The sequence below is a fragment of the Ensifer sp. ZNC0028 genome (genome assembly GCF_000799055.1).
In the GTDB taxonomy this organism is placed as follows: Bacteria; Pseudomonadota; Alphaproteobacteria; order Rhizobiales; family Rhizobiaceae; genus Ensifer.
In genome coordinates, this window is sequence record NZ_JTLA01000085.1 from 44,292 (window position 1) to 64,976 (window position 20,685).

A 20,685-nucleotide genomic window follows, 5' to 3' on the forward strand; every position below is an offset into this window, starting at 1 on the left:
AAACGGGCCGTCGAGGCCCGTTTCCATGTGCACTTGCTTCTGTGCTCAGAGCTGCTCGAGCATCGCGGCAGCGCCCGAAACGGTCGCCTGGCCGGGGCTTTCCTCAAGATTGAGCGACTTTACCACGCCGTCCTCTACGAGCATCGAATAGCGCTTGGAGCGCACACCGAGCGTGCCGGCCGACAGGTCGATATCCATGCCGAGCGCCTTGGTGAAGGCGGCGTTCCAGTCTGAGAGGAAGTGGATCTTGCCCATGCCGCCCGAAGTGGTTGCCCAGGCGCCCATCACATGCAGGTCGTTGACCGAGACGACGGCGATGTCGTCGACGCCGCGGGCAAGGATCGCGTCGCGGTTTTCGAGATAGCCGGGCAGGTGGTTAAGCGAGCAGGTGGGCGTGAATGCGCCCGGGACGGCGAAGAGCACGACGCGCTTGCCGGCAAAGAGCTGATCGGTGGTGACCTCGACGGGACCGTCGGCGGTCTTTTCCTTGAAGGTTGCGGCTGGCAGCTTGTCTCCGACGGCAATGGTCACGGCACTCTCCTTGCGTTGCTTGCGTCTCGCTTCTCCGCACTTGTCGGAGAACTCGGCGGACTATAGATGCGCCCTAATCAAAGGCAAGGGTCGTCTCCATGCTGCGGCCCTGGGCGCGCACAGTCAAAACGATCGGCTTGCCTTTGAGTTCCCTGTCCTTGCCCGTGAGCCTCACCGGAACGGCTGCGTTCAACGCCCTGTCGCCGGCAGGCTGGATCTCGGGCTTGCCGAACGAAATGCCCGAAGGCCCGGCGAGGAAGACTTCCGGATCCTTGTGGTCGGCGGGTAGGCGAACCGACAGATGCATCATCGCCTTTTCGGCGTCGTAGCGGCTCGCGGTGACTGCGAAATCCGTGGACGGCGCCTCCGGCAGTGCAGCCACGGCATCGTCGATCCGCGCGCCGTCGAGCGGATTGTCGAAGCCGCCTTGCTTGATTGCGAGCGTGAGCTCGCCCTGCACCGGAATGCAGATGTCCTCACAGATGCCGAGGAAAACGGAGGCGCGAATGGTAACGTCGCCGCTGCCGTGGAGGCGCTTCAATGTCAGCGGGAAGGCGACCGGCTTGTCATAGCCGATGTAGCGCACGACGCCGTCGTCAAACGTCTTCGGCACTGGGAAGCCGATCTTTTCCAGCTCCACGCCGCCTTTCGGGTCGAGCGTCACCTGCGGGGGAATGCCGCTTGCACCGGGTTCGCGCCAATAGGTCTTCCAGCCAGGGTTGAGCTTGACCTCCAGTGTTGCCGGGATCGTGCCGTCCTCTTTGGGCTGGGCGGCGACCAGACGGATCATGCCGCCGGGGGAGGTGACCCACTCGCTGGTGGCCGCGTTGGCGCCGAAGGGGAGAAAAAAACAGCCAGCCAGGCTTGCCGCGCCGATGAACTGGGCCATTTTCTGGTGTGTGAAGCACTGGATCATACGGCAAGCAATATCGCTTTTGCCAAAACCGCTCCAGACGCTGCGACGGAAGCAACGATCATAATTGCTTGATCGGACACGGCGAAGTGAACGCCGTGCGTGCAATAATTATGGGCCGCGACGCTGAGGCGCTTTTCATTTCGCGGCGAATTGATAGGCTGTTCGCATGATGGCTACTCCGATGGCGCAAAAGAGACGCGAGCGAGGCTTTCTTGACGGTCAGTTCCTGATCGCCATGCCCGGGATGTTTGACGCCAATTTCGCCCGCACGGTCATCTTCATCTGCGCCCATTCGGACGATGGCGCCATGGGCTTCATTCTCAACCGGCCACAGCAACTGACCTTCCCGGACGTGCTGCTTCACCTTGATCTTCTCGATGAGGATGAGGCGATCCGGCTTCCCCAGGTAACACGGGATTTCCAGATCCAGGCGGGCGGTCCGGTCGAGACCGGGCGCGGCTTCGTGCTGCATTCCGACGATTATCTGAGCGACTCCAGCATTCCCGTCAGCGACGATATCTGCCTGACGGCGACGCTCGACATCGTCCGTGCCATTTCGCGTGGGCAGGGGCCCGTGCGCGCAACAATGATGCTCGGCTACGCCGGGTGGGGACCGGGGCAGCTGGAAGCGGAAATCACCCAGAACGGCTGGCTCACATGCCCGGCGCGCGACGAGCTGATCTTCGACAAGGCGCTCGACGACAAATACGATCGGGCGCTGGCGCTGATGGGTGTTTCAGCCGCGATGCTCTCCATGGATGCCGGCCACGCCTGATTGGCGGCGCGACCGCTCTCTTCCAGATCCTTGACGCAGAAACGAAAAGCCCGCCGGATTGTTACCGACGGGCCTTAAGGCGTTGGTCTGCGCGCTGAGTGGCGTCGCCTTGGCGATTACGCCCGCTTCATCAGCGGAAAGCGTTCCTTGAGCAGTCGCTGGATCGATTCCGAGCCGATCGGCGGACCGAAGAGGAAGCTCTGTCCGTAGTCGCAGCCCATCTGCGACAACTGGATCGCGTCATCCTCGGATTCGATGCCTTCGGCCACCACCTGCATGTCGAGCTCGCGCGCCATGGTGATGACGGAGCGCAGGAGGATGCCGCGCTTGTCGCTCGGGTCACGCACCAGCGCCTTGTCGATCTTGATCGTGTCGAAGGGGAAGCGGGTGAGGTAGGAGAGCGACGAGTGGCCCGTGCCGAAGTCGTCGAGCGCGAGCTTGAGACCCGCTTCCTTCAGCTTTTCGAGGACGAGGCGGGCCTGCTCCGGATTTTCCATCACGAGCGATTCCGTCAGCTCCATCTTCACCTTGCCCGGATCGCAGCGGTTCTTGGTGAGGATGGCGCGGACGTCGTCATAAAGCTCGTTGTTGAGCAGCTGCGCGCTCGAAAGGTTGATCGAGACGAAGATCGGCAGGTCGCCGGTCTGCAGCTGCCATTCCGTCAGGTCGCTCGTCGCCCGGTCGAAGGCGAACATGCCGAGCTGGTTGATGAGGTCGGAATTCTCGGCGATCGGGATGAACTCCGTCGGCGAGATGTTGCCGCGCTTGGGGTGGTCCCAGCGCATGAGGGCCTCGAAGCCGGCGATCTCGGCATCGTTCAGCCGCACGATCGGCTGGTAGACGAGCGAGAGTTCCTTGCGCTCGATTGCCTTCTTCAGATCGGCTTCGAGCTGCATGCGGTCCGAACCGGAGGTGCGGAAGGCCGGGCGGAACGGCTCGACGCGGTTGCCGCCTTCCTTCTTGGCCCGGAACATGGCGAGCTCGGCATCATCGAGAAGCCCGGCAGCACTCTGTTCTTGGTCGAGCCACGAGACGAGCCCGATGGATGCGGTGAGGTTGATTTCGCGGTTGCCGTAGTTGAGCGGCACCATGATTGCCTTGCTCACCGCGTCGGCGAAGTCGGCAACCTTGGCGGGATCGCGCTCGGACATCAGGATCAGGCCGAACTGGTCGCCACCGAGACGAGCCAGCGTGTCCTGCGGGCGCAGCAGCCGGCGCAGGCGCCGCGTCAGTGCGATCAGGATGTTGTCGCCGGCGGCAATGCCCAAGAGATCGTTGACCTGCTTGTAGCGGTCGATGTCGATCGCAAGCACCGTCGGGCGAACGGAATTGCTGCCGTCGGCCATCAAGAGCATCGCCTGCAGCCGGTCGAGGAAGACCTGACGGTTCGGAAGGCCGGTCAGGTTGTCGAGAAGCGCATTGTGGAGCAGCCGTTCGACCGAATTGCGCTGTTCGGTGATGTCGATGATCGTGCCGACGCAGCGGATGATTTCGCCGTTGGCGCCAAGCACCGGCCGCGCGCGGATCGAGAGCCAGTGATAGTGACCGTCCTCGGCGCGCACGCGGAATTCATGATTGAGCTTGCCGCGGCGGCGCTCGAGGAGCACGTCGAGCGTGGCGCGGAAGCGGTCGCGATCGTCGGGATGCAGCCGCGGCAGCCAGTTGCGCAAGGGGCCGTGCATGCTACCGAGCGACAGGCCGAGCTGGGTCGAGATATCGGGCATGGTCACCACACGGTCGCGCGCGACGTCCCAGTCCCAGACGGTGTCGCCGGATCCGGTGAGGGCCAGCGACTGGCGCTCGAGATCGGAGAACAGGCCCTGCTGGTAGCCGCTGCCGGCAACGGCATGCTGCATGACGGTGAAGCCGATCAGGAGCACGATCAGAACGAGACCGCCGCCGAGCGCCGGCTGCACGATGTCGTTCGCGAGTTGGCCGGTGACCGTCAGCCACGCGCCGAACAGCCAGACGAGGATCAGCAGCCAGGCGGGAACGAGCAGGATCGCGCGGTCGTAGCGGTTGAAGCCGAGATAGGCGATCAGCACGATGCCGACGGTGCCCGTCAGCGCAAAGGAAAGACGGGCGATGCCGGCCGCGATCGCCGGGTCGTAGACGGCGACGCCGAAGAGCAGACCGAGGCCGAGGATCCAGGCGAGCGTGGCATAGCCCAGATGCTGGTGCCAGCGGTTGAGATTGAGGTAGGTGAACAGGAAGATCACGAGGCCGGCCGCGAGGAAGACCTCGGTGCCCGCTCGCCATATTCGCTCGTCGCCCGCCGTCACGCTGATGAGCTTCGACAGGAAGCCGAAGTCGACGCAGATATAGGCAAGCACGGCCCAGGCAAGTGCCGCCGTCGCCGGCAGCATCGAGGTGCCCTTGACGACAAAGAGGATAGTCAGGAACACCGCAAGCAGGCCGGCGATGCCAAGCACGATGCCGCGATAGAGCGTGAAGGCGTTGACCGTGTCCTTGTAGGAGTCCGGCTCCCAGAGGTAGATTTGCGGCAGGTCCGGTGTCGCCAGCTCGGCGACGAAGGTGATGATGACGCCCGGCGCCAGCGAGACGCGGAAGACGTCCGCCTCGTCGCTCGGTTCGCGGGTGAGCGCGGAGCCTTCGCTCGGCGTGATCGAGAGCATGCGCTTGGAGCCGAGGTCCGGCCAGAAGAGCTTGGAATTCACCAGTCGGAAGTGCGGCGCCACGATCACGCGCTCGAGCTGTTCGGCCGAAACGTTGGCGAGCGCGAACACCGCCCAGTCGCCCTGATGGCCTTCGCTGTTGGAGCGCACTTCGATTCGTCGCACGATGCCGTCGGTGCCGGGTGCTGTCGAAACCTGAAAGGCTTCGTTGCGGCCGCTGTAGATTTCGGTCGTCGCCGTCAGGTCGAGCGCCGTGTCTTCACGCGAAATCTTGACCGGCTCCAAAGCCTGGGCCGCGCCGCCGAGCGCACAGAAAATCGTCGTGAGCGTTATCAGAAACGCTGCCAGCTTGGAGGCTGACCAGGCGAAGGGCGAGCGGGCTAGAGGCATCAAAGGGGCATATTCCTGTTCGGTACGGCATCGTCGGACAGGAGAGAAAAGAGCAGATGGTCTCGCCACTGGCCGTTGATTCTCAAGTACTGTCTTAAATAGCCTTCACGCTCAAAACCGGCCTTTTCAAGGAGCCGGATGCTTCTTGAGTTGTCCGGAATACAGGCTGCTTCAATACGGTGCAACTCAAGGGTCGAAAAGATGTAGGGGATCGCGAGCTTGAGGGCCGCAAACATGTGGCCTTTGCCGGCGTGGCGCGCGCCCATCCAGTAGCCGATCATGCAGTTTTGCCCGGCGCCGCGGCGAATGTGGCCGATGGTCAATCCGCCGAGCAGGACCTCGCCTGGCTTGTGGAAAAGGAAGAGCGGTACCGCCTGGCCGGAGGCATATTCCTGTTCGTTGCGGATGACCCGGCTGCGAAAGGCGCTCTCGGTCATTTCGTCGGTGCGCCAGGTCGGCTCCCACGGCTCCAGGAAGGTGCGGCTGTCGCTTCTGAGCTGATACCACTGGCGGTAATCGGAATAGCGGGGGAGGCGGAGCAGGTAATTCTGGTCGGCGATTTCGATCGTCTCCGGCTGCCGCGACAGGAACCGAAAAACCGATCGTGTCATAGCTGCCTCCGAGGCCGTTCCGTTTACGCGCGAGGACCTTGTACCATCCGCCCGACGGCACGCCTTTGCGCCGTCACAAATCGAAACGTTGCACAACTTTGCGCGCAAATCGAATCCGATTTTGCGAAAAGGTGCAAAGACTTCACCATTCGCACACGCTGTCGTCATCCGCGGCGCGCCGGCTGGCCGAACGTAGTTTCCGGGCGGCGCTTGAAAGCGCCGCCCGTGCGATATTGCTCACTGTTTGGGAGGCCGGGATCGCTTCACCGTTTTGATGAAGCGGAGCCCGGCCGTTAAGCCTTCGGCTTAGCTTGCGACGGCGTGCGGGACGGCGGCCTTGCCGGTCAGCGACGACAGGATGTCGTCCATCGGGGCAAGCTGCTCGAGCGGGCCGATCGCCGAAAGCGTCGGTATCGTGTCGAAGAACAGCCGACCGGCAAGGTCGGTCAGGCGCTCGATCGTGATGCCGGAGAGGCGCTCCATCAGTTCCTCGTTGGGGATCGGGCGACCGTAGAGCATCATCTGTCGGGCGATCTGGCCGGCGCGGGCCGCCGGGCTTTCCTGGCCCATCAAAAGCTGTGCGCGGATCTGGGCGCGGGCGCGCTCGATTTCCTGCTGCTCGATGTTCATCGAAGATTTGCGCAGCTCGTCGACGATGACGGGCATCAATTCCGGCAGGTTCTCGCCACCGGTCGCGGCATGTACGCCGAAGATGCCGGTGTCGGAAAAGCCCCAATGGAAGGCATAGACCGAGTAGCAGAGGCCGCGATGCTCGCGCACTTCCTGGAACAGGCGGGAGGACATGCCGCCGCCGAGAATGTTGGCGAGGATCTGCGAACAGTAGAAATCGCGGGCGTGGTAAGCCTTGCCTTCAAAACCGAGCAGCACCTGCGCGTCCATCAGGTCGCGGGTTTCGCGGCTCTCGCCGCCGGTATAGCGCGCAGCTTCCATCACAGGCGTTGCGATCGGCGTGCGCGGAAGAGAAGCGAAGCGCTGCTCGACCTGGCGAACGAAGGCATCGTGCTCGACGGCGCCGGCGGCGACCACGAACATGCGGTCGGTCGTATAGTTGCGGCCGAGATACTGGCGGATCTGGTCGGCGGAGAACGACATGACCGTATCCGGGGTGCCGAGGATCGGCCGGCCGACGGTCTGGTTGCGATAGGCGGTCTCGGCGAAGCGGTCGAAGACGACATCGTCGGGCGTGTCGTCGGCAGCGCCGATCTCCTGCAGGATCACCTGCTTCTCGCGGCGCAGTTCTTCGTCGTCGAAGCTGGACTCGGTCAGAATGTCGGCGAGGATGTCGACCGCGAGCGGCACGTGATCCTTCAGGACACGGGCATAATAGGAGGTCGTCTCGGTCGAGGTCGCAGCATTGACCTCGCCACCGACATTCTCGATCTCTTCGGCAATCTGACGGGCGGTGCGCCGCGCGGTGCCCTTGAAAGCCATGTGCTCGAGCAGATGGGCAATGCCATGTTCGCCGAGGGTTTCATTGCGCGAACCGGACTTGATCCACACGCCGAGCGCCACACTTTCAAGATGCGGCATCTGCTCGGTTACCACCGTCAACCCGGAAGGGAGCCGGGTGCACTCAACTTTCATCATACGTTTCTTCTCGTTCTTACCCCCGGAGGCGGGTCCGCTCGCCGATAAATGTCTCGACGGTTTTCAGGTCCGGATCCAGGATATCGAAACGCTCCTCCCTGTTCATCAGGTCAGCAAGCCACGTCGGAAGCGCCGGGTCAATACCACTTGCCGATTTTACCGCGTCCGGGAATTTCGCCGGATGGGCGGTCGCAAGCGTCACCATTGGAGCGGACGCCTTCTCATGTTTGGCGGCGACGAAGACGCCGACGGCGCTGTGCGGATCGAGCAGATAGCCCGTGTCGGCAAGCGTCTTTGCAATCGTCTTGGCGACGTCCTTCTCCGAGGCGCGACCGGCGCGGAACTCCTTGCGGATCGCCTTCAGCGCCTTCTCGCGGATGGTGAAGGAGCCGGACTGCTTCAGCCCGTCCATCGCCGAGCGGATTTCGCCCGGGTCGCGGTCGTTCGCCTCGAACAGAAGCCGTTCGAAGTTCGACGAAATCTGGATGTCCATCGACGGTGCGGTGGTCGCCTTGACGTCGCGCATCTCGTAGCGGCCGGTCTTCAGCGTGCGGGCGAGAATGTCGTTTTCGTTGGTGGCGATGATCAGCTTGTCGATCGGCAGGCCCATGCGCTTGGCAACGTAGCCGGCGAAGATGTCACCGAAATTGCCGGTCGGGACCGTGAAGGAGATCTTGCGGTCCGGCCCGCCGAGCGCGACCGCCGTCGTGAAGTAATAGACGATCTGGGCCATGATGCGCGCCCAGTTGATCGAGTTGACACCCGAAAGCTTGACGCGGTCGCGGAAGGCGGCGTCGTTGAACATCGCTTTGACGAGGTTCTGGCAGTCGTCGAAGTTGCCGTTGACGGCGATGGCATGAACGTTCGATGCGCTCGAGGTCGTCATCTGCCGCTGTTGCACCGGCGAGACCTTGCCGTGCGGGAAGAGAATGAAGATGTCGGTACGCTCACGACCGGCAAAGGCGTCGATCGCCGCACCGCCTGTGTCGCCCGAGGTCGCGCCGACGATCGTGGCCCGCTCGCCGCGTTCGGCAAGCACATAGTCCATCAGCCGTGCGAGCAGCTGCATCGCCACGTCCTTGAAGGCGAGCGTCGAGCCGTGGAAGAGCTCCATGACGAAGGCATTCGGTCCGGTCTGCACCAGCGGCGCCACCGCCGGGTGGCGGAAGGTGGCGTAAGCTTCGTCGATCATTTCGCGGAACTTGGCCGCCGGGATCTCGCCATTGATGAAGGGCTCGAGCACGGTGAAGGCAATGTCCTGATAGGATTTGCCGCGCAGGCCGCGGATTTCCTTCTTGGAAAAGGTCGGCCATTCCTTGGGGAGATAGAGACCGCCATCGCGCGCAAGACCGGCAAGCAGCGCATCGCAGAAGCCGAGAGGAGCGGCTTCGCCGCGCGTCGAGATATACTTCACCATCTTTGTCCTTCGTCCCACCTCAAGGGTTGCGGCGACCTTGGGAAACGTCGTCGCGACACGCTCGTCTTATTGCGTCAGTCCTTGACAAAGTCTGCATCTATTCTTGTCACCGACCCAATTTCCGGTCGCAAAACTAGCTTCGGAAAATTCGGAAGGGACGGACTGACCCAATCGATTTTTCAGTTTGTCGCTGCTATAGACGATGCCCGAAGGCCATGAAAGGTCTTCCGGCCGAGATTTCGGTCAAGGAGTTTCAACCGGTCCAGCAGAGGTTGTTCAACGTGTTTGGCAAAGTATCCCGGCCTGTTCTCGCAATATCTTTTCTCGCGGTCCTCGCCGGCTGCAATCAGACTCAATCCGGTGGGGCGATCGATGCTGGCGGCAGTGCCGCTGCTCCGACGCCGGCCGTCGTTCAGGCCGCGTGCCCGCAGGTCATCCTGCGTGACGGCACGTCGGTCTTCACCAGCTACGCCAAGGGCGCCAAGAACGACCCGACCAAGGTCGTCTACCAGGCCTCTCTTGCCGACACCACGCGCCAGTGCGTCCAGAGCGAGAACTCGCTGACGATGACCGTGGTGGTTCAGGGACGCGTGGTCAGCGGACCCGCGGGCGGCCCCGGCAAGGTCACGATGCCGATCCGCGTTGCGGCGACCGATGAGGACAAGACGCTCTATTCCGAGCTGACCCAGCATGCCGTCGAGATCCCCTCGACCGGCTCCGGCCAGTTCGTCTTCACCAAGGCCAACGTGACGCTGCCGGCCGGTGCCGGATCCAACGTCACCGTCTATGTCGGCTTCGACGAAGGCCCGCCGGCCAAGGGCAAGAAGAAATAAGCAGCGGCCCATGCCGCATAAAAAACGCCGGGGCTTGCCCCGGCGTTTTCATTTCCATTGTGTGCGGCTTATTCAGCCGGAACGCTCTTGCCGCCTTCCCACTTGTAGAGCGAGAAAGCCTGCGAGGTGAGGTCGCCGGCTTCGCTGTAGGTCAGCTTGCCGAGAACCGTGTCGATGGCGTCGCCCGACTTGATCGCGGTTGCAACCGCGGTCGCGTCCTCAGCGGAGCCCGCCTTCTCGATGCCGGCCTTCAGCACCTGGACGGCGGCATAGGCGTTCAGCGTGAAGGCTTCGGCCGGGATGTTCTTCGCCTTCAGCGCTTCGACAGCCGGAGCCGAGGCCGGGTTGCTGGTCGCGTCGCTGGCATTGGTGTAGACCGTGCCGGTCGCAGCTTCGCCGCCGATTGCCCAGAACTCGGTGTTGGACAGGCCGTCGCCGCCGAAGATCTGCGCCTTCACGCCCTGGTCGTGCATCTGGCGTGCGAGCAGACCGCCTTCCGGATGGTAGCCGCCGAAGTAGACGACATCGACGTTTTCGGCCTTCAGGCGGGTGACGATGGCGCTGAAGTCCTTGTCGCCCGGGTTCAGGCCTTCGTAGACGACTTCGGTGATGCCGCCAGCGTTGATCGCCTTCTTGAAGCCGTCAGCGAGGCCCTTGCCGTAAGGCGCCTTGTCGTGCAGTACGGCGACCTTCTTGTCCTTGAGGTTCTTGAGCACATAGGCGGCCGCAACCTCGGCCTGCTGGTCGTCGCGGCCGCAGGTGCGCAGCACGTTCCAGAGACCGCGGGTGGTGAGGTCAGGCGTTGTTGCCGTCGGCGTCACCATCAGGATGCCGTTTTCGGCAAGGATGTCCGAAGCCGCCATCGAGGTGCCGGACAGAACCGGACCGACGACGTAGCGGATGCCTTCACCGGCAGCCTGGTTGGCAACCGAAACGGCCTGCTTCGGATCGCCGGCGTCGTCGAGCATCTTCAGCACGATCTTCTCGCCATTGATGCCGCCAGCCTTGTTGATCTCGTCTGCAGCCGTTTCCGCGCCGTTCTTCACCTGCTCGCCATAGGCCGCGACCGGGCCGGTAAGCGGCGTGATCACGCCAATGGTGATGTCGGCGAAGGCGAGCGGGCCGAAGGCGACGCTGGCCGCCAGGGTCAGGCCGGTCAACATTGAAAGACGCATTGTGTTTCCTCCTAAAAATACCCCGATGGGGCTTGCTTGGTACGGCCCTCGTGCGCGGCTCCTCGAAAACCGGGAAGATTTTCTAGGGGACGTGACGCCACTGCAATGTGTCATCATGTCCCTCGGCGTCTAATTGGACGTCTGCCGTGTTGGCCGAAGGCTTCTTTCCCGCTCCGGCCGAAAGCCGGAGCGAAAGGGGCATGGCGGTGCGCAACCGCCTGCGGCCAGTCAGGCCGTCATCGACTCCGACCATGCGGAAAGGGCGGCGATCACGCCCGGCAGCGCCGTCATGCGCGAAATTACCGTTTCCGCACCCGCTTCGGTCAGCTGGTCGGCATGCGAGGGATGGGTGTGCGAACCGCCGGTGAAGCCGACGACGCGCATGCCGGCGGCGCGTGCGCCGTGGATGCCGTGGACGGAATCCTCGATTACCAGCACCCGCGACGGGTCGACGCCCATCTGCTTGGCGCCGTGCAGGAAGATGTCCGGCTTCGGCTTGACGCGGTCGGCGCCGAGGTCGCGCGCCGAATAGATGTGGCGGCCGAAATGGTCCTTGATGCCGACCTTGCCGAGCATCATGGCAAGCCGCGCCGAGGTCGAGTTGGAGCAGATGCAGTGCGGCAGCGTCAGTTGCGCCAGCATCGGCTTGACGCCGTCGATGATGTTGAGGTCGCGGGCCAGGCGCTCGTCGAGGATGGTGTCGACCTTGCTGATGAGCTGGGCCGAAAGCGGAATGCTTGCTTCCTTCTCGATCTGCAGCAGCGTGTTGTGCCAGGTCATGCCGGCAAAACGCTCCGCCATTTCCTCGACGCTGATCGGGTAACCCGCTTCTGTCAGCAGTGCTGCTTCGACTTCCGATGCGATGATTTCGGAATCGACGAGAACGCCGTCGCAATCAAAAATGATGAGATCGATACCGGTCATATGGAACAGTTCCCTGGGAGGAGAGGCGCCGCAGGCGGGGGGAGGAATGTTCGCGCGGCGCGGGGCTTTCGTACGGCAGAGCTTTTATACGATGGTAGGCCAAAGCTCAACCATTGGAAATTATCGAAACCGCCCGTGCGCTTGCTCGACAGCATTGTTTCGCGGCTCTATCAGTAGGCGATGGAAAAGCAGCAGGACGATACGCTCGCAAGTCGCATCAGCAAGGCCCTGGCCGAGCGGATCATCTCCGGCATGCTGATGCCGGGGGAGCGCTTGCGGCAGGATCATATCGCCGAGGAATTCGGTGCGAGCCATGTGCCCGTCCGCGAAGCCTTTCGGCGGCTGGAGGCCCAGGGCCTTGCCGTCAGCGAACCGCGCCGCGGCGTTCGCGTCGCCTCCTTCGACTTGAAGGAGGTGAGGGAGGTCGCCGAAATGCGCGCGGTGCTGGAGGTTCTGGCGCTTCGCCATGCCATCCCGCATTTGACGCCGGCGATCCTCGATCGGGCCGAGATGGCAACGGCCGCTGCCGATACATCGCGCGACGTGCGCTCCTGGGAGGCGGCAAACCGCGCCTTCCACCGGCTGATCCTCGAACCTTGCGGCATGCCGCGGCTGCTTGCGGCGATCGACGATCTGCATGCGGCGAGTGCCCGCTTCCTGTTTTCCGCCTGGCGCACGAGCTGGGAGGCGCGCACCGACCACGATCACCGCGCGATTCTCGCCGCCTTGCGCGAGGGCCGGGGCGACGAGGCGGCAAAGATCCTCGAACGGCATGTGGGCTGGATCGGCAAGACGCCGGTCAGGACCGCCGCGGGCGAAACCCGTGAGGCCTTTTCCATCGTCGGCTAAAGTGGCTGGCAGCAGCTACTGCGGAAACAGCTCGGAGAAAGCCTTCTCGCCATTGGCGGTGAAGCGGATGACGCGGCTGTTCGCCTCGCGCTTGGCCCAGCCCTTGTCGATGAACAGCGTCAGCAGCGCTTCGCCAAGCGAGCCGGCCAGGTGCGAACGGCGCTCGCTCCAATCGAGGCAGGTGCGGCATATCGGGCGGCGGGATTTTTTCAGCGCCGTATAGTCGATGCCGAGCGCCTCGATCCGGCTTTGCCCGTCGGGCGTCAGCGCCAGGTCGTCGCCGGTGACTTCGATCTGCTTTTCGGCAATCAGGCTGTCATACATGCGCACGCCATAGTCGCCGGCCAGGTGGTTGTAGCAGACGCGCGCCTTACGCAGTGCCGGATCTTTCGGCCCGGGCCGGTGGCGGGTCATGCCGCGGCCGGCGGCAAAGCCCATCAGGTTCTCGAGCATCAGCCCGACTTCGTCTTCTGCCAGCTGAAAATAACGGTGACGGCCCTGCTTGCGTTGGCTGAGCAGGCCGCCGGCCTCAAGTTTGGCGAGATGGGAGCTGGCGGTCTGCAGCGTGATGCCGGCATGGGTGGCAAGCTCGGTTGCGGTCAGCGCGCTGCCGCCCATCAGCGCCGTCAGCATGTTGGCGCGGGCGGGATCGCCGATCAGCGAACCGATGAGAGCGATGTCTGGACCTTCCTTCATACTTCGATCGTAATCGAAGCATTCCCGACAGACAAGCGGGCATAGTCACCTCATCGAAGACCGGGCGAAGGGCCCGCAAAAACCTGGAGATGACGATGATCACCTGTTTCATCCGCTACGAAATCGATCCCTTCAAAAAGGACGAGTTCGCCACCTATTCGCGCAATTGGGGCGAAGTCATTCCGCGCTGCGGCGCCGATCTCATCGGCTATTTCGGCCCGCACGAGGGATCGGCGACGACGGCTTACGGCGTTTACAACATCGAGAACCTCGCCGCCTATGAGGCCTATCGCGCCCGGCTTGCTGCCGATCCGCTCGGCCGGGAAAATTATGCCTTTTCCCGCCGCGAGCGGTTTATCCTGAAGGAGGATCGGATTTTCCTGAAGAACGTCTCGATGCCAACAGGAGGAAAGTGAACCATGATTGCCGTCATCTTCGAAGTCCTGCCGGCCGAGGGCCGGCGTGACGCCTATCTCGGCATTGCCGCCGACCTGCGGCCGCTTCTCGACGACATCGATGGCTTCATCTCGATCGAACGGTTCCAGAGTCTGACCAATCCCGACAAGGTGCTTTCCCTTTCTTTCTGGCGCGACGAGGAGGCGGTGAAGGCCTGGCGGAACGGCGCCGAACATCGGGCCGCCCAGGATGCCGGGCGCCACGGCGTCTTTGCAGACTACCGCCTGCGCATCGCTTCCGTGATCCGCGACTACGGGCTGAACGAGCGCCATGAGGCGCCTTCGGACAGCCGCGCCTTTCACGACAGCAGGTGAAACGCGTCCGAGACGCTTAAACGCTGCGGCAGGAGGCGGTACATCCCCGTTCCCGCCTTTCCTGTTCACTCCAGAAGACCTCTCTAACATAGCGTGACTACGCACTTTTTCGAAACGGCCTTCAGGCTTTGGTAACCATCTTCGGTAACCATACGCTCCATGATCCGTTCCGAGTAAGCGTATTTGCGAGTTGTCCATGTCTTCAGTTGTTTCGCTTGCCGAAGTCTCCCGCTCCGCCCGTCCGCAGGGCTGGCTAGACACCATCATCAAGGGTGACTGCGTGGCCGCGCTCAATGCGCTTCCCGACAATTCGGTCGACGTCGTTTTCGCCGACCCGCCCTATAACCTCCAGCTCGGCGGCATGCTGACCCGCCCCGACCAGTCGGTGGTCGATGCCGTCGATGACGAGTGGGACCAGTTCGCTTCCTTCGAGGCCTATGACGCCTTCACCCGCGCCTGGCTGCTCGCCTGCCGCCGCGTGCTGAAGCCGACCGGCACCCTCTGGGTGATCGGCTCCTACCACAACATCTTCCGCGTCGGCGCGATCCTCCAGGACCTGCACTTCTGGATCCTCAACGACATCATCTGGCGCAAGACCAACCCGATGCCAAACTTCAAGGGCCGCCGGTTCCAGAACGCCCACGAAACGCTGATCTGGGCGACGCCGAATGCCAGCGCCAAGGGCTACACCTTCAACTACGATGCGATGAAGGCGGCCAATGACGACGTGCAGATGCGCTCCGACTGGCTGTTCCCGATCTGCTCGGGCCACGAGCGCCTGAAGGACGACGACGGCAAGAAGGTGCATCCGACCCAGAAGCCGGAAGCGCTGCTTGCCCGCATCATGATGGCCTCGACCAAGCCGGGCGACGTCATTCTCGATCCCTTCTTCGGTTCCGGCACGACCGGCGCCGTCGCCAAGCGCCTCGGCCGCCATTTCGTCGGCATCGAGCGCGAGCAGGATTACATCGATGCGGCATCGGCGCGCATCGACGCGGTCGAACCGCTCGGCAAGGCAATGCTGTCGGTCATGACCGGCAAGAAGGCCGAGCCGCGCGTCGCCTTCAACACGCTGATCGAAAGCGGGCTGATCAAGCCCGGTACGGTTTTGACGGACGCCAAGCGCCGCTACAGCGCGATCGTTCGCGCCGACGGCACGGTCGCTTCCGGCGGCGAGGCCGGTTCAATTCATCGCCTGGGCGCCAAGGTCCAGGGGCTTGATGCATGCAACGGATGGACATTCTGGCACTTCGAAGAGGGGAACACCCTGAAGCCCATCGACGAACTCAGAACCGTCATTCGAAATGATCTGGCAAAACTGAACTGATCAACCAGTTCCGCCGGATCCTTCGAAAAGCGCTCTGACCGGTTTTTGTACCTTCAGTCCCGGAAGGAGAGCTTTAAATGCCCGGAACCCTCGATGTGAGGATTCCGGGCATTTGTATGTCCGGGCCATAGGGCCGAGCGTATGAAGCAACCGGCCAGCCCTGAGGCCGATTGCCAATCTACGCATCCGCCAATAGGGTTCGGGCAGACCAGCTTTCATCCGAACAAGAGTGTCATCCGCATGGCCTTGCCCGATCGTCTCCAGCGCGTGAAGCAATGGGCGCGGCAAATCAAACGGGACGTCGTTGCGCTCTGGTTCGCCGCGCGAGATCGTCGAACGCCGCTTTCGGCGAAACTCTTTGCCGGTGCTGTGGCGGCTTATGCACTCTCGCCGGTCGACCTGATCCCGGACTTCATTCCGATACTCGGATACCTCGATGACCTGGTCCTCGTTCCGCTCGGCATCCTCTTGGCGGTGCGTCTGGTGCCGCCGGCGCTGATGGAAGAATTCCGAGAGCGGGCGACGACACTCGAAGGGCGTCCGTCCGGCCGAAGCGGCCTTATTGCAATCCTGAGCATCTGGTTCGTGGCCGCTGTCCTTGCGGCTTGGCTGGCATGGCGCTTCATCGCGGCCGGGCCTTGACTATGCACGGCGGCGACCCGTGCCGCCGCCGCGCGTTGAATGGAGGATACACCGCCTTTAGAGAACCGGCGTTCCCTCTGGGCGCAAATGGAAGAGCGTCCGCGGGCCTTTGTCCTCAAAGCCGCAACTGGCGAGCACAGGCTCGAGGCGTGCTCTTTCGTCTTCCTGTAACTCGACGGTGGCGACCCTGATATCGGGATATGCCGCGGGTATGCGCTGAAGCAGGGCGGCAACCAGGGCAATCAGCCCGGAAGACGGGGCATGGTGTTCGGTGATGTGGATCATCATTTCATCGCTCCAGACAAAGGCGTAGGCCTCGGCGACGACGAGGTCGTCACGCTCCAGCATCTGCATCAGCAGCCCGTTTTCATCCCAGTCCGCGATACGTTGGGCGACGGCGTCCGCCTCCCAGGTCGTGGTGCAGGTTTCTCCACTGCAGTTCGATATCCCCGCGCGTGTAAGGAAGTTCACGAACTTTGTGAGGAGATCTTCCGGAAGAGGTGCGTAGACGGCGTGAACGATGGCACCGTCCTCGGGTTTTGCGATTGCGGCCGGCCAGCGCTTGGGTGACGCCTGCCAGGTCCTGAACAGATCCCGAAGCGCGGTCGCGCCGGTCATTTCGACGACCTGCTGGTTGAGGGCGGTTTTTCGGGAGTGCCAATTTATGCCTTCTGAACCGGCCTCTACGGCTGCAAGCCGAAAGAGCCGCGCGAGAATTTCGGCGTCGTGCAGGTCGTGCGAAGGCATGGCGTGCCAGCCTCGATCGGCCGCTCTCTTGTCGTCGCCTTCAGTCGGCGGCCGAAGGCTGAGCCAGCCCGCCAGTTTGGCATCGCGTCTGGCGACGACGAAACGGGTATCTGAAAACCGTTCTCCAAACTCTTCCGGAGGCACCTCGTCGCGAAAGCTGGCCTCGGTCGTTGCGTAGAGCTCGTCGATGAAGGCGTCCTTGGCGGCGCCGTCTGGAATTACTGAAAATTCTAAACTATTCATATATTACCTCTGCGATTACGCAATCGCAGGTAGTAAATATGATTCATGGCGGAATCGTGCCGCCACGAACAGGAGCCATCGGCTATCGGCAGTTCCAGCTTACGGATGAATGCCATAGCCGGCGAGATCGGCCTTCAGTTTTTCCGGATCGACGAAATGCACCGCGTGCCAACCGGCAAGCCGCGCGGCTTCGACATTGGGAATGCTGTCGTCGATGAAGAGCGTGGCCGACGGGTCGAGATCGAAGGTCCGCGTGTGCGTCTCATAGATGGCGATATCGGGCTTGATGAGCTTGACGTCGCCCGAAACGGTGACGCCGCGTGGCAAGGTCAGGAAGGGGTAGAGGACCTGTGCCTCGCGGAACGTATCGGAAGCGAAGTTGGTCAGCATCGTCACGTCGCGCCCTTCGGCGATCAGCCGCTCCATGAGCGACACCGTCTCGACATAGGCGTGCGGCACCATCTCCTGCCAATATTTGCGGAAGGCGCGGATCTGCTCTTCGCGCTCGGGGAAGTCCTTGATCAGCAGCGTTTCGGCTTCTTCCCACGAGCGGCCGCGGTCCTGCTCGATGTTCCAGTCATGGGTGCAGACATTGGCAAAGAACCACTCGCGCTCGGCCTCATCGGGGATGATGCGGCTATAGGGCAGGTTGGGGTCGTAGTGGATCAGCACCTTGCCGATGTCGAAGACGATGTGACGGATCTCGATGCTGCTCATGAACGAATTCCCTGCTTGAATTTTCGGAGTTGGAGCGGGACGGGTGACCCCGTACCCGCGCTAGCGTTCCGCCTTGAAGGCATGCGGGATCGCCTGGGCGATCGCCTTCTTCATTACCGTCGGCAGCGCCTGGGCGCTCAGTGAGTGAAACGGTTCCCACCAGCCGTTGCCCTGCGTTCCCGCGCGCGCGACATTGGCGCGGTAGACCGAGAGACGCAACTCGAAATGCGTGAACACGTGGCTGATGGTGCCGCAATCTTCCCAGGCGGCCGCAAAGGGTTGCGAGGCAAGCGAGGTGTCGCCGTCCTGCCGCGACGTCCAGTCGGTGCCGGGCACTTCGGTCATGCCGCCAAGCAGGCCCGTCTCGGCCCGCTTGCGCAGATAGACCGCGTTGTCGCCATCGATCGCGACGAAGGCAGCACCGCGCCGAAGCGGCTTGTCCTTCTTCTGCGCCTTGCGCGGAAAGGTTTCCGGGTCTGCTACGGAAAGCGCACGACAGTGGGCGCGGAAGGGACAGAGCGAGCAGGCGGGGCGCTTCGGCGTGCAGATCGTCGCGCCGAGATCCATCATCGCCTGGGCGAAATCGCCCGGGCGCTCGCCGGGGGTGAGCGCGGCGACGCGGCCCCGCATCTCGGGCTTTGCCGCCGGCAGCGGCGTCTCGATCGCGTAGAGACGCGAGATCACCCGCTCGACATTGCCGTCGAGAACGGCGCTTCTGCGGTTGAACGCGATTGCCGCAATCGCGGCGGCTGTATAGTCGCCGATGCCGGGAAGCGACTTCAGCCCGTCCTCCGTATCGGGAAAACGGCCGCCGTGGTCGTTCGCGACGGCCTCGGCGCATTTCTTCAGGTTGCGGGCGCGGGCATAGTAGCCGAGCCCGGCCCATGCCTTCATCACGTCCTCATTGTCGGCCTGCGCCAGATCCTCGACGGTCGGCCACAGCGACAGGAACTTTTCGAAATAGGCTTTTACCGCCTGCACCGTCGTCTGCTGCAGCATCACTTCGGAAAGCCAGACATGGTAGGGATTGGCGAAGATGCCTCGGCGCGCCATGGGCGGCGAAACCCGCCAGGGCAGGTCGCGATGGTGCCTGTCGTACCATTCCAAAAGCAGGGGCGCGGCGTCTGCCGCCGGTATCGTATCGTGCATGATTTGCCGGAAGTTCCTTTTCCGGCCTATACTTGGCGAAGCGGAGCCGCAGCATCAAGGCTCAATCGACATTGCCTACAGAAAGTCCATACGTGAGCGAGCAGAAGTCCCGGAAGGGCGTTGTCCAGATCAGCGAAGTCGCGAACGGCCTGATCGACCCGGTGCTCGCCAAGCGCGCGGGCATCAACACCATGCTGCTCGGCTCCTGGGACGAAATCGCCGGCGAAGACTTTGCCGATTGCACGCGGCCCGAAAAGATCGCCTGGCCGCGGCGCGCCTCCGAGATCATGGGCGAGGGCGGGCACCAGCCGGGCGTGCTGACGGTTGCCTGCGAGGGCGCGCGCGCCCTGTTTCTGACCCATGCACAGGGTGAACTGATCCAACGGATCAACGGCTTCTTCGGTTTTTATGCCATCGGCCAGCTGCGCATCGTCCAGAAGCCCGTCTCCCAACAACCGAAGCACCGCGGCAAGCCGAAGCCGCTATCGGGCGAGCCCGCGCGCCGGCTCGAAACGATGGTCGAAGGCATCGAAAGCGAAGAGCTGAAGGCGGCCTTGCGGCGACTGGGCACCGCTGTGCTTAACCCACGCCGACGCTAAGGCATGTCGCGCAAAACTCCCCAGCGGTTTGCGGCGACGGCATGCGAAAACCAGAGGCCTAAAGCGCAAAGCGCGGATATCCGAGATCGAACTGCGCTTCCGGGCAGCCATCGGTCGGTCACAATTCTTTGAATTCTGTTGACGCCGCGCCACTTGCCGCCCTGCGCGCGGCAAGATATCGAATCCGCACTGCAATTCCCTCCGAACACGGGTCAAATCATGTCCGCTTCCGCAATGAACCTTACCAAACGCCTGCTCAGCGGTGCCGCCATCGCAACCGTCGCCCTGGTGCTTGCTGCCTGCAGCGACGAAAAGAAGGAAACGGCATCGACCGCCCCGGCCGCAGCCACCGAGACGGCAGCGAAGACCGAAACCAAGCCGGCAACGGACGCAACGACCACCGCATCGACGACCGCGACGCCGGCCACCACCGAAGCCAAGCCTGCTGCCGGCACCGAAGTCGCGCAGACGACCGCCGCGCCCGTCAAGGTCGAGCTTCCTTCGTCGGAAGGTTCCGTCGACGTCGCCAAGCTGATGGAGCCGGGTGCTCTGCCGGAAATGGCGATCGGTGACGCCAACGCGCCGGTGACCATCGTCGAATACATGTCGATGACCTGCCCGCACTGCGCCGCCTTCCACAACAACACGTTCGAAGCGATCAAGACGAAGTATGTCGACAGCGGCAAGGTCCGCTTCGTGCTGCGCGAGTTCCCGTTCGACCCGCGCGCTGCGGCCGCCTTCATGCTGGCGCGCTGCGCTCCGGAAGGCCAGTACTTCCCGATGATCTCGATGCTCTTCAAGCAGCAGCAGCAGTGGGCTGCAGCCCAGAATGGCCGCGACGCCCTGCTGCAGATGTCCAAACTCGCCGGTTTTACACAGGAGAGCTTCGAGGCCTGCTTGACGAACCAAAAACTTCTGGATGATGTGAACTCTGTTATGCAACGGGGCGCCAAGGAATTCGGGGTTCAGTCGACGCCGACCTTCTTTGTCAATGGCGAGCACTATTCGGGGGACATGTCGGTTGACGTTATGTCGGCCCTCATCGACAGCAAGCTCTGATCCTTCGCTTTTCCTGAAAACGGGCGACGGCAGCAGCTGTGCGCCCGTTTTTCTTGTCTGGGCTGATGGCA

General features: G+C 62.8%; 21 protein-coding genes. 9 read left to right on the forward strand and 12 right to left on the reverse strand.

The window, feature by feature from the left end; translation table 11 throughout:
* Positions 1-45: 45 nt before the first annotated feature.
* Together L981_RS19585 and L981_RS19590 are read right to left on the reverse strand one after the other, a co-directional pair.
* Positions 46-531, reverse strand: a complete 486-nt coding sequence (locus tag L981_RS19585) for a peroxiredoxin (protein WP_034801256.1) — start codon at positions 529-531, stop codon at positions 46-48.
* Between the two features lie 73 nt (positions 532-604).
* Complete coding sequence (locus L981_RS19590; RefSeq protein WP_371258897.1) at positions 605-1,420, reverse strand: protein-disulfide reductase DsbD domain-containing protein; 816 nt, start codon at positions 1,418-1,420, stop codon at positions 605-607.
* 196 nt (positions 1,421-1,616) lie between these two features.
* Here L981_RS19590 and L981_RS19595 point away from each other — a divergent pair, with 196 nt between their 5' ends.
* Positions 1,617-2,222 carry a YqgE/AlgH family protein gene (locus L981_RS19595; RefSeq protein WP_043619926.1) on the forward strand — a complete coding sequence of 202 codons (606 nt, stop codon included), beginning with the start codon at positions 1,617-1,619 and terminating at the stop codon, positions 2,220-2,222.
* A 116-nt stretch (positions 2,223-2,338) separates the two neighbouring features.
* On the opposite strand, the gene L981_RS19600 is transcribed toward L981_RS19595, so the two are convergent.
* The 4 genes from L981_RS19600 to thrC all read right to left on the reverse strand — a co-directional run bounded on the left by L981_RS19600 (position 2,339) and on the right by thrC (position 8,884).
* On the reverse strand, positions 2,339-5,248 hold the full coding sequence (locus tag L981_RS19600; protein WP_043619881.1) for an EAL domain-containing protein: 2,910 nt from the start codon (positions 5,246-5,248) through the stop codon (positions 2,339-2,341).
* Complete coding sequence (locus L981_RS19605; protein ID WP_043619883.1) at positions 5,248-5,859, reverse strand: GNAT family N-acetyltransferase; 612 nt, start codon at positions 5,857-5,859, stop codon at positions 5,248-5,250. Before L981_RS19605 ends, L981_RS19600 begins: the two co-directional genes overlap by 1 nt.
* Positions 5,860-6,165: 306 nt before the next feature.
* Complete coding sequence (locus L981_RS19610) at positions 6,166-7,467, reverse strand: pitrilysin family protein (protein WP_043619885.1); 1,302 nt, start codon at positions 7,465-7,467, stop codon at positions 6,166-6,168.
* 16 nt (positions 7,468-7,483) lie between these two features.
* Entirely contained in the window at positions 7,484-8,884 is a 1,401-nt protein-coding gene (gene thrC / locus L981_RS19615; RefSeq protein ID WP_043619887.1) for a threonine synthase, read from the reverse strand.
* Positions 8,885-9,165: 281 nt separating this feature from the next.
* Between thrC and L981_RS19620 the strand changes: the two genes are divergently transcribed.
* A complete protein-coding gene (locus L981_RS19620; RefSeq protein ID WP_043619928.1) occupies positions 9,166-9,717 on the forward strand; it encodes a hypothetical protein in 552 nt (183 codons plus the stop codon).
* A 68-nt stretch (positions 9,718-9,785) separates the two neighbouring features.
* On the opposite strand, the gene L981_RS19625 is transcribed toward L981_RS19620, so the two are convergent.
* Both L981_RS19625 and L981_RS19630 read right to left on the reverse strand, forming a co-directional pair.
* Positions 9,786-10,892 carry an ABC transporter substrate-binding protein gene (locus tag L981_RS19625; protein WP_043619889.1) on the reverse strand — a complete coding sequence of 369 codons (1,107 nt, stop codon included), beginning with the start codon at positions 10,890-10,892 and terminating at the stop codon, positions 9,786-9,788.
* Between the two features lie 228 nt (positions 10,893-11,120).
* Entirely contained in the window at positions 11,121-11,816 is a 696-nt protein-coding gene (locus tag L981_RS19630) for an HAD family hydrolase (protein WP_043619891.1), read from the reverse strand.
* Positions 11,817-11,996: 180 nt separating this feature from the next.
* Between L981_RS19630 and L981_RS19635 the strand changes: the two genes are divergently transcribed.
* Positions 11,997-12,665 carry a GntR family transcriptional regulator gene (locus L981_RS19635; protein WP_034801282.1) on the forward strand — a complete coding sequence of 223 codons (669 nt, stop codon included), beginning with the start codon at positions 11,997-11,999 and terminating at the stop codon, positions 12,663-12,665.
* A 15-nt stretch (positions 12,666-12,680) separates the two neighbouring features.
* Here the strand turns inward: L981_RS19635 and L981_RS19640 are convergent, their stop codons facing one another.
* Positions 12,681-13,361, reverse strand: coding sequence for a helix-turn-helix transcriptional regulator (locus L981_RS19640; RefSeq protein ID WP_043619893.1), 681 nt, complete (start codon positions 13,359-13,361; stop codon positions 12,681-12,683).
* 95 nt (positions 13,362-13,456) lie between these two features.
* Between L981_RS19640 and L981_RS19645 the strand changes: the two genes are divergently transcribed.
* From L981_RS19645 to L981_RS19660, 4 genes are all read left to right on the forward strand, one after another.
* Entirely contained in the window at positions 13,457-13,777 is a 321-nt protein-coding gene (locus tag L981_RS19645) for an NIPSNAP family protein (RefSeq protein ID WP_043619930.1), read from the forward strand.
* Between the two features lie 3 nt (positions 13,778-13,780).
* Positions 13,781-14,131, forward strand: a complete 351-nt coding sequence (locus L981_RS19650; protein ID WP_043619895.1) for an antibiotic biosynthesis monooxygenase — start codon at positions 13,781-13,783, stop codon at positions 14,129-14,131.
* 196 nt (positions 14,132-14,327) lie between these two features.
* Complete coding sequence (locus L981_RS19655) at positions 14,328-15,458, forward strand: site-specific DNA-methyltransferase (protein WP_043619897.1); 1,131 nt, start codon at positions 14,328-14,330, stop codon at positions 15,456-15,458.
* A gap of 240 nt (positions 15,459-15,698) precedes the next feature.
* The gene (locus L981_RS19660; protein ID WP_043619900.1) at positions 15,699-16,100 is read left to right on the forward strand and encodes a YkvA family protein; all 402 of its coding nucleotides are present in this window, start codon (positions 15,699-15,701) and stop codon (positions 16,098-16,100) included.
* A gap of 57 nt (positions 16,101-16,157) precedes the next feature.
* Here the strand turns inward: L981_RS19660 and L981_RS19665 are convergent, their stop codons facing one another.
* The 3 genes from L981_RS19665 to mutY all read right to left on the reverse strand — a co-directional run bounded on the left by L981_RS19665 (position 16,158) and on the right by mutY (position 18,956).
* The gene (locus L981_RS19665; RefSeq protein WP_156134161.1) at positions 16,158-16,847 is read right to left on the reverse strand and encodes a hypothetical protein; all 690 of its coding nucleotides are present in this window, start codon (positions 16,845-16,847) and stop codon (positions 16,158-16,160) included.
* Between the two features lie 342 nt (positions 16,848-17,189).
* Positions 17,190-17,807 carry an HAD family phosphatase gene (locus L981_RS19670; protein ID WP_043619904.1) on the reverse strand — a complete coding sequence of 206 codons (618 nt, stop codon included), beginning with the start codon at positions 17,805-17,807 and terminating at the stop codon, positions 17,190-17,192.
* A gap of 60 nt (positions 17,808-17,867) precedes the next feature.
* On the reverse strand, positions 17,868-18,956 hold the full coding sequence (mutY, locus tag L981_RS19675; protein WP_043619906.1) for an A/G-specific adenine glycosylase: 1,089 nt from the start codon (positions 18,954-18,956) through the stop codon (positions 17,868-17,870).
* 92 nt (positions 18,957-19,048) lie between these two features.
* On the opposite strand from mutY, the gene L981_RS19680 reads away from it, so the two are divergent.
* Together L981_RS19680 and L981_RS19685 are read left to right on the forward strand one after the other, a co-directional pair.
* Complete coding sequence (locus L981_RS19680) at positions 19,049-19,555, forward strand: DUF721 domain-containing protein (protein WP_043619908.1); 507 nt, start codon at positions 19,049-19,051, stop codon at positions 19,553-19,555.
* A gap of 219 nt (positions 19,556-19,774) precedes the next feature.
* Positions 19,775-20,614: a DsbA family protein gene (locus tag L981_RS19685; RefSeq protein WP_043619910.1), complete on the forward strand. Its 840-nt coding sequence runs from the start codon at positions 19,775-19,777 to the stop codon at positions 20,612-20,614.
* The last annotated feature ends 71 nt before the right edge of the window (positions 20,615-20,685 follow it).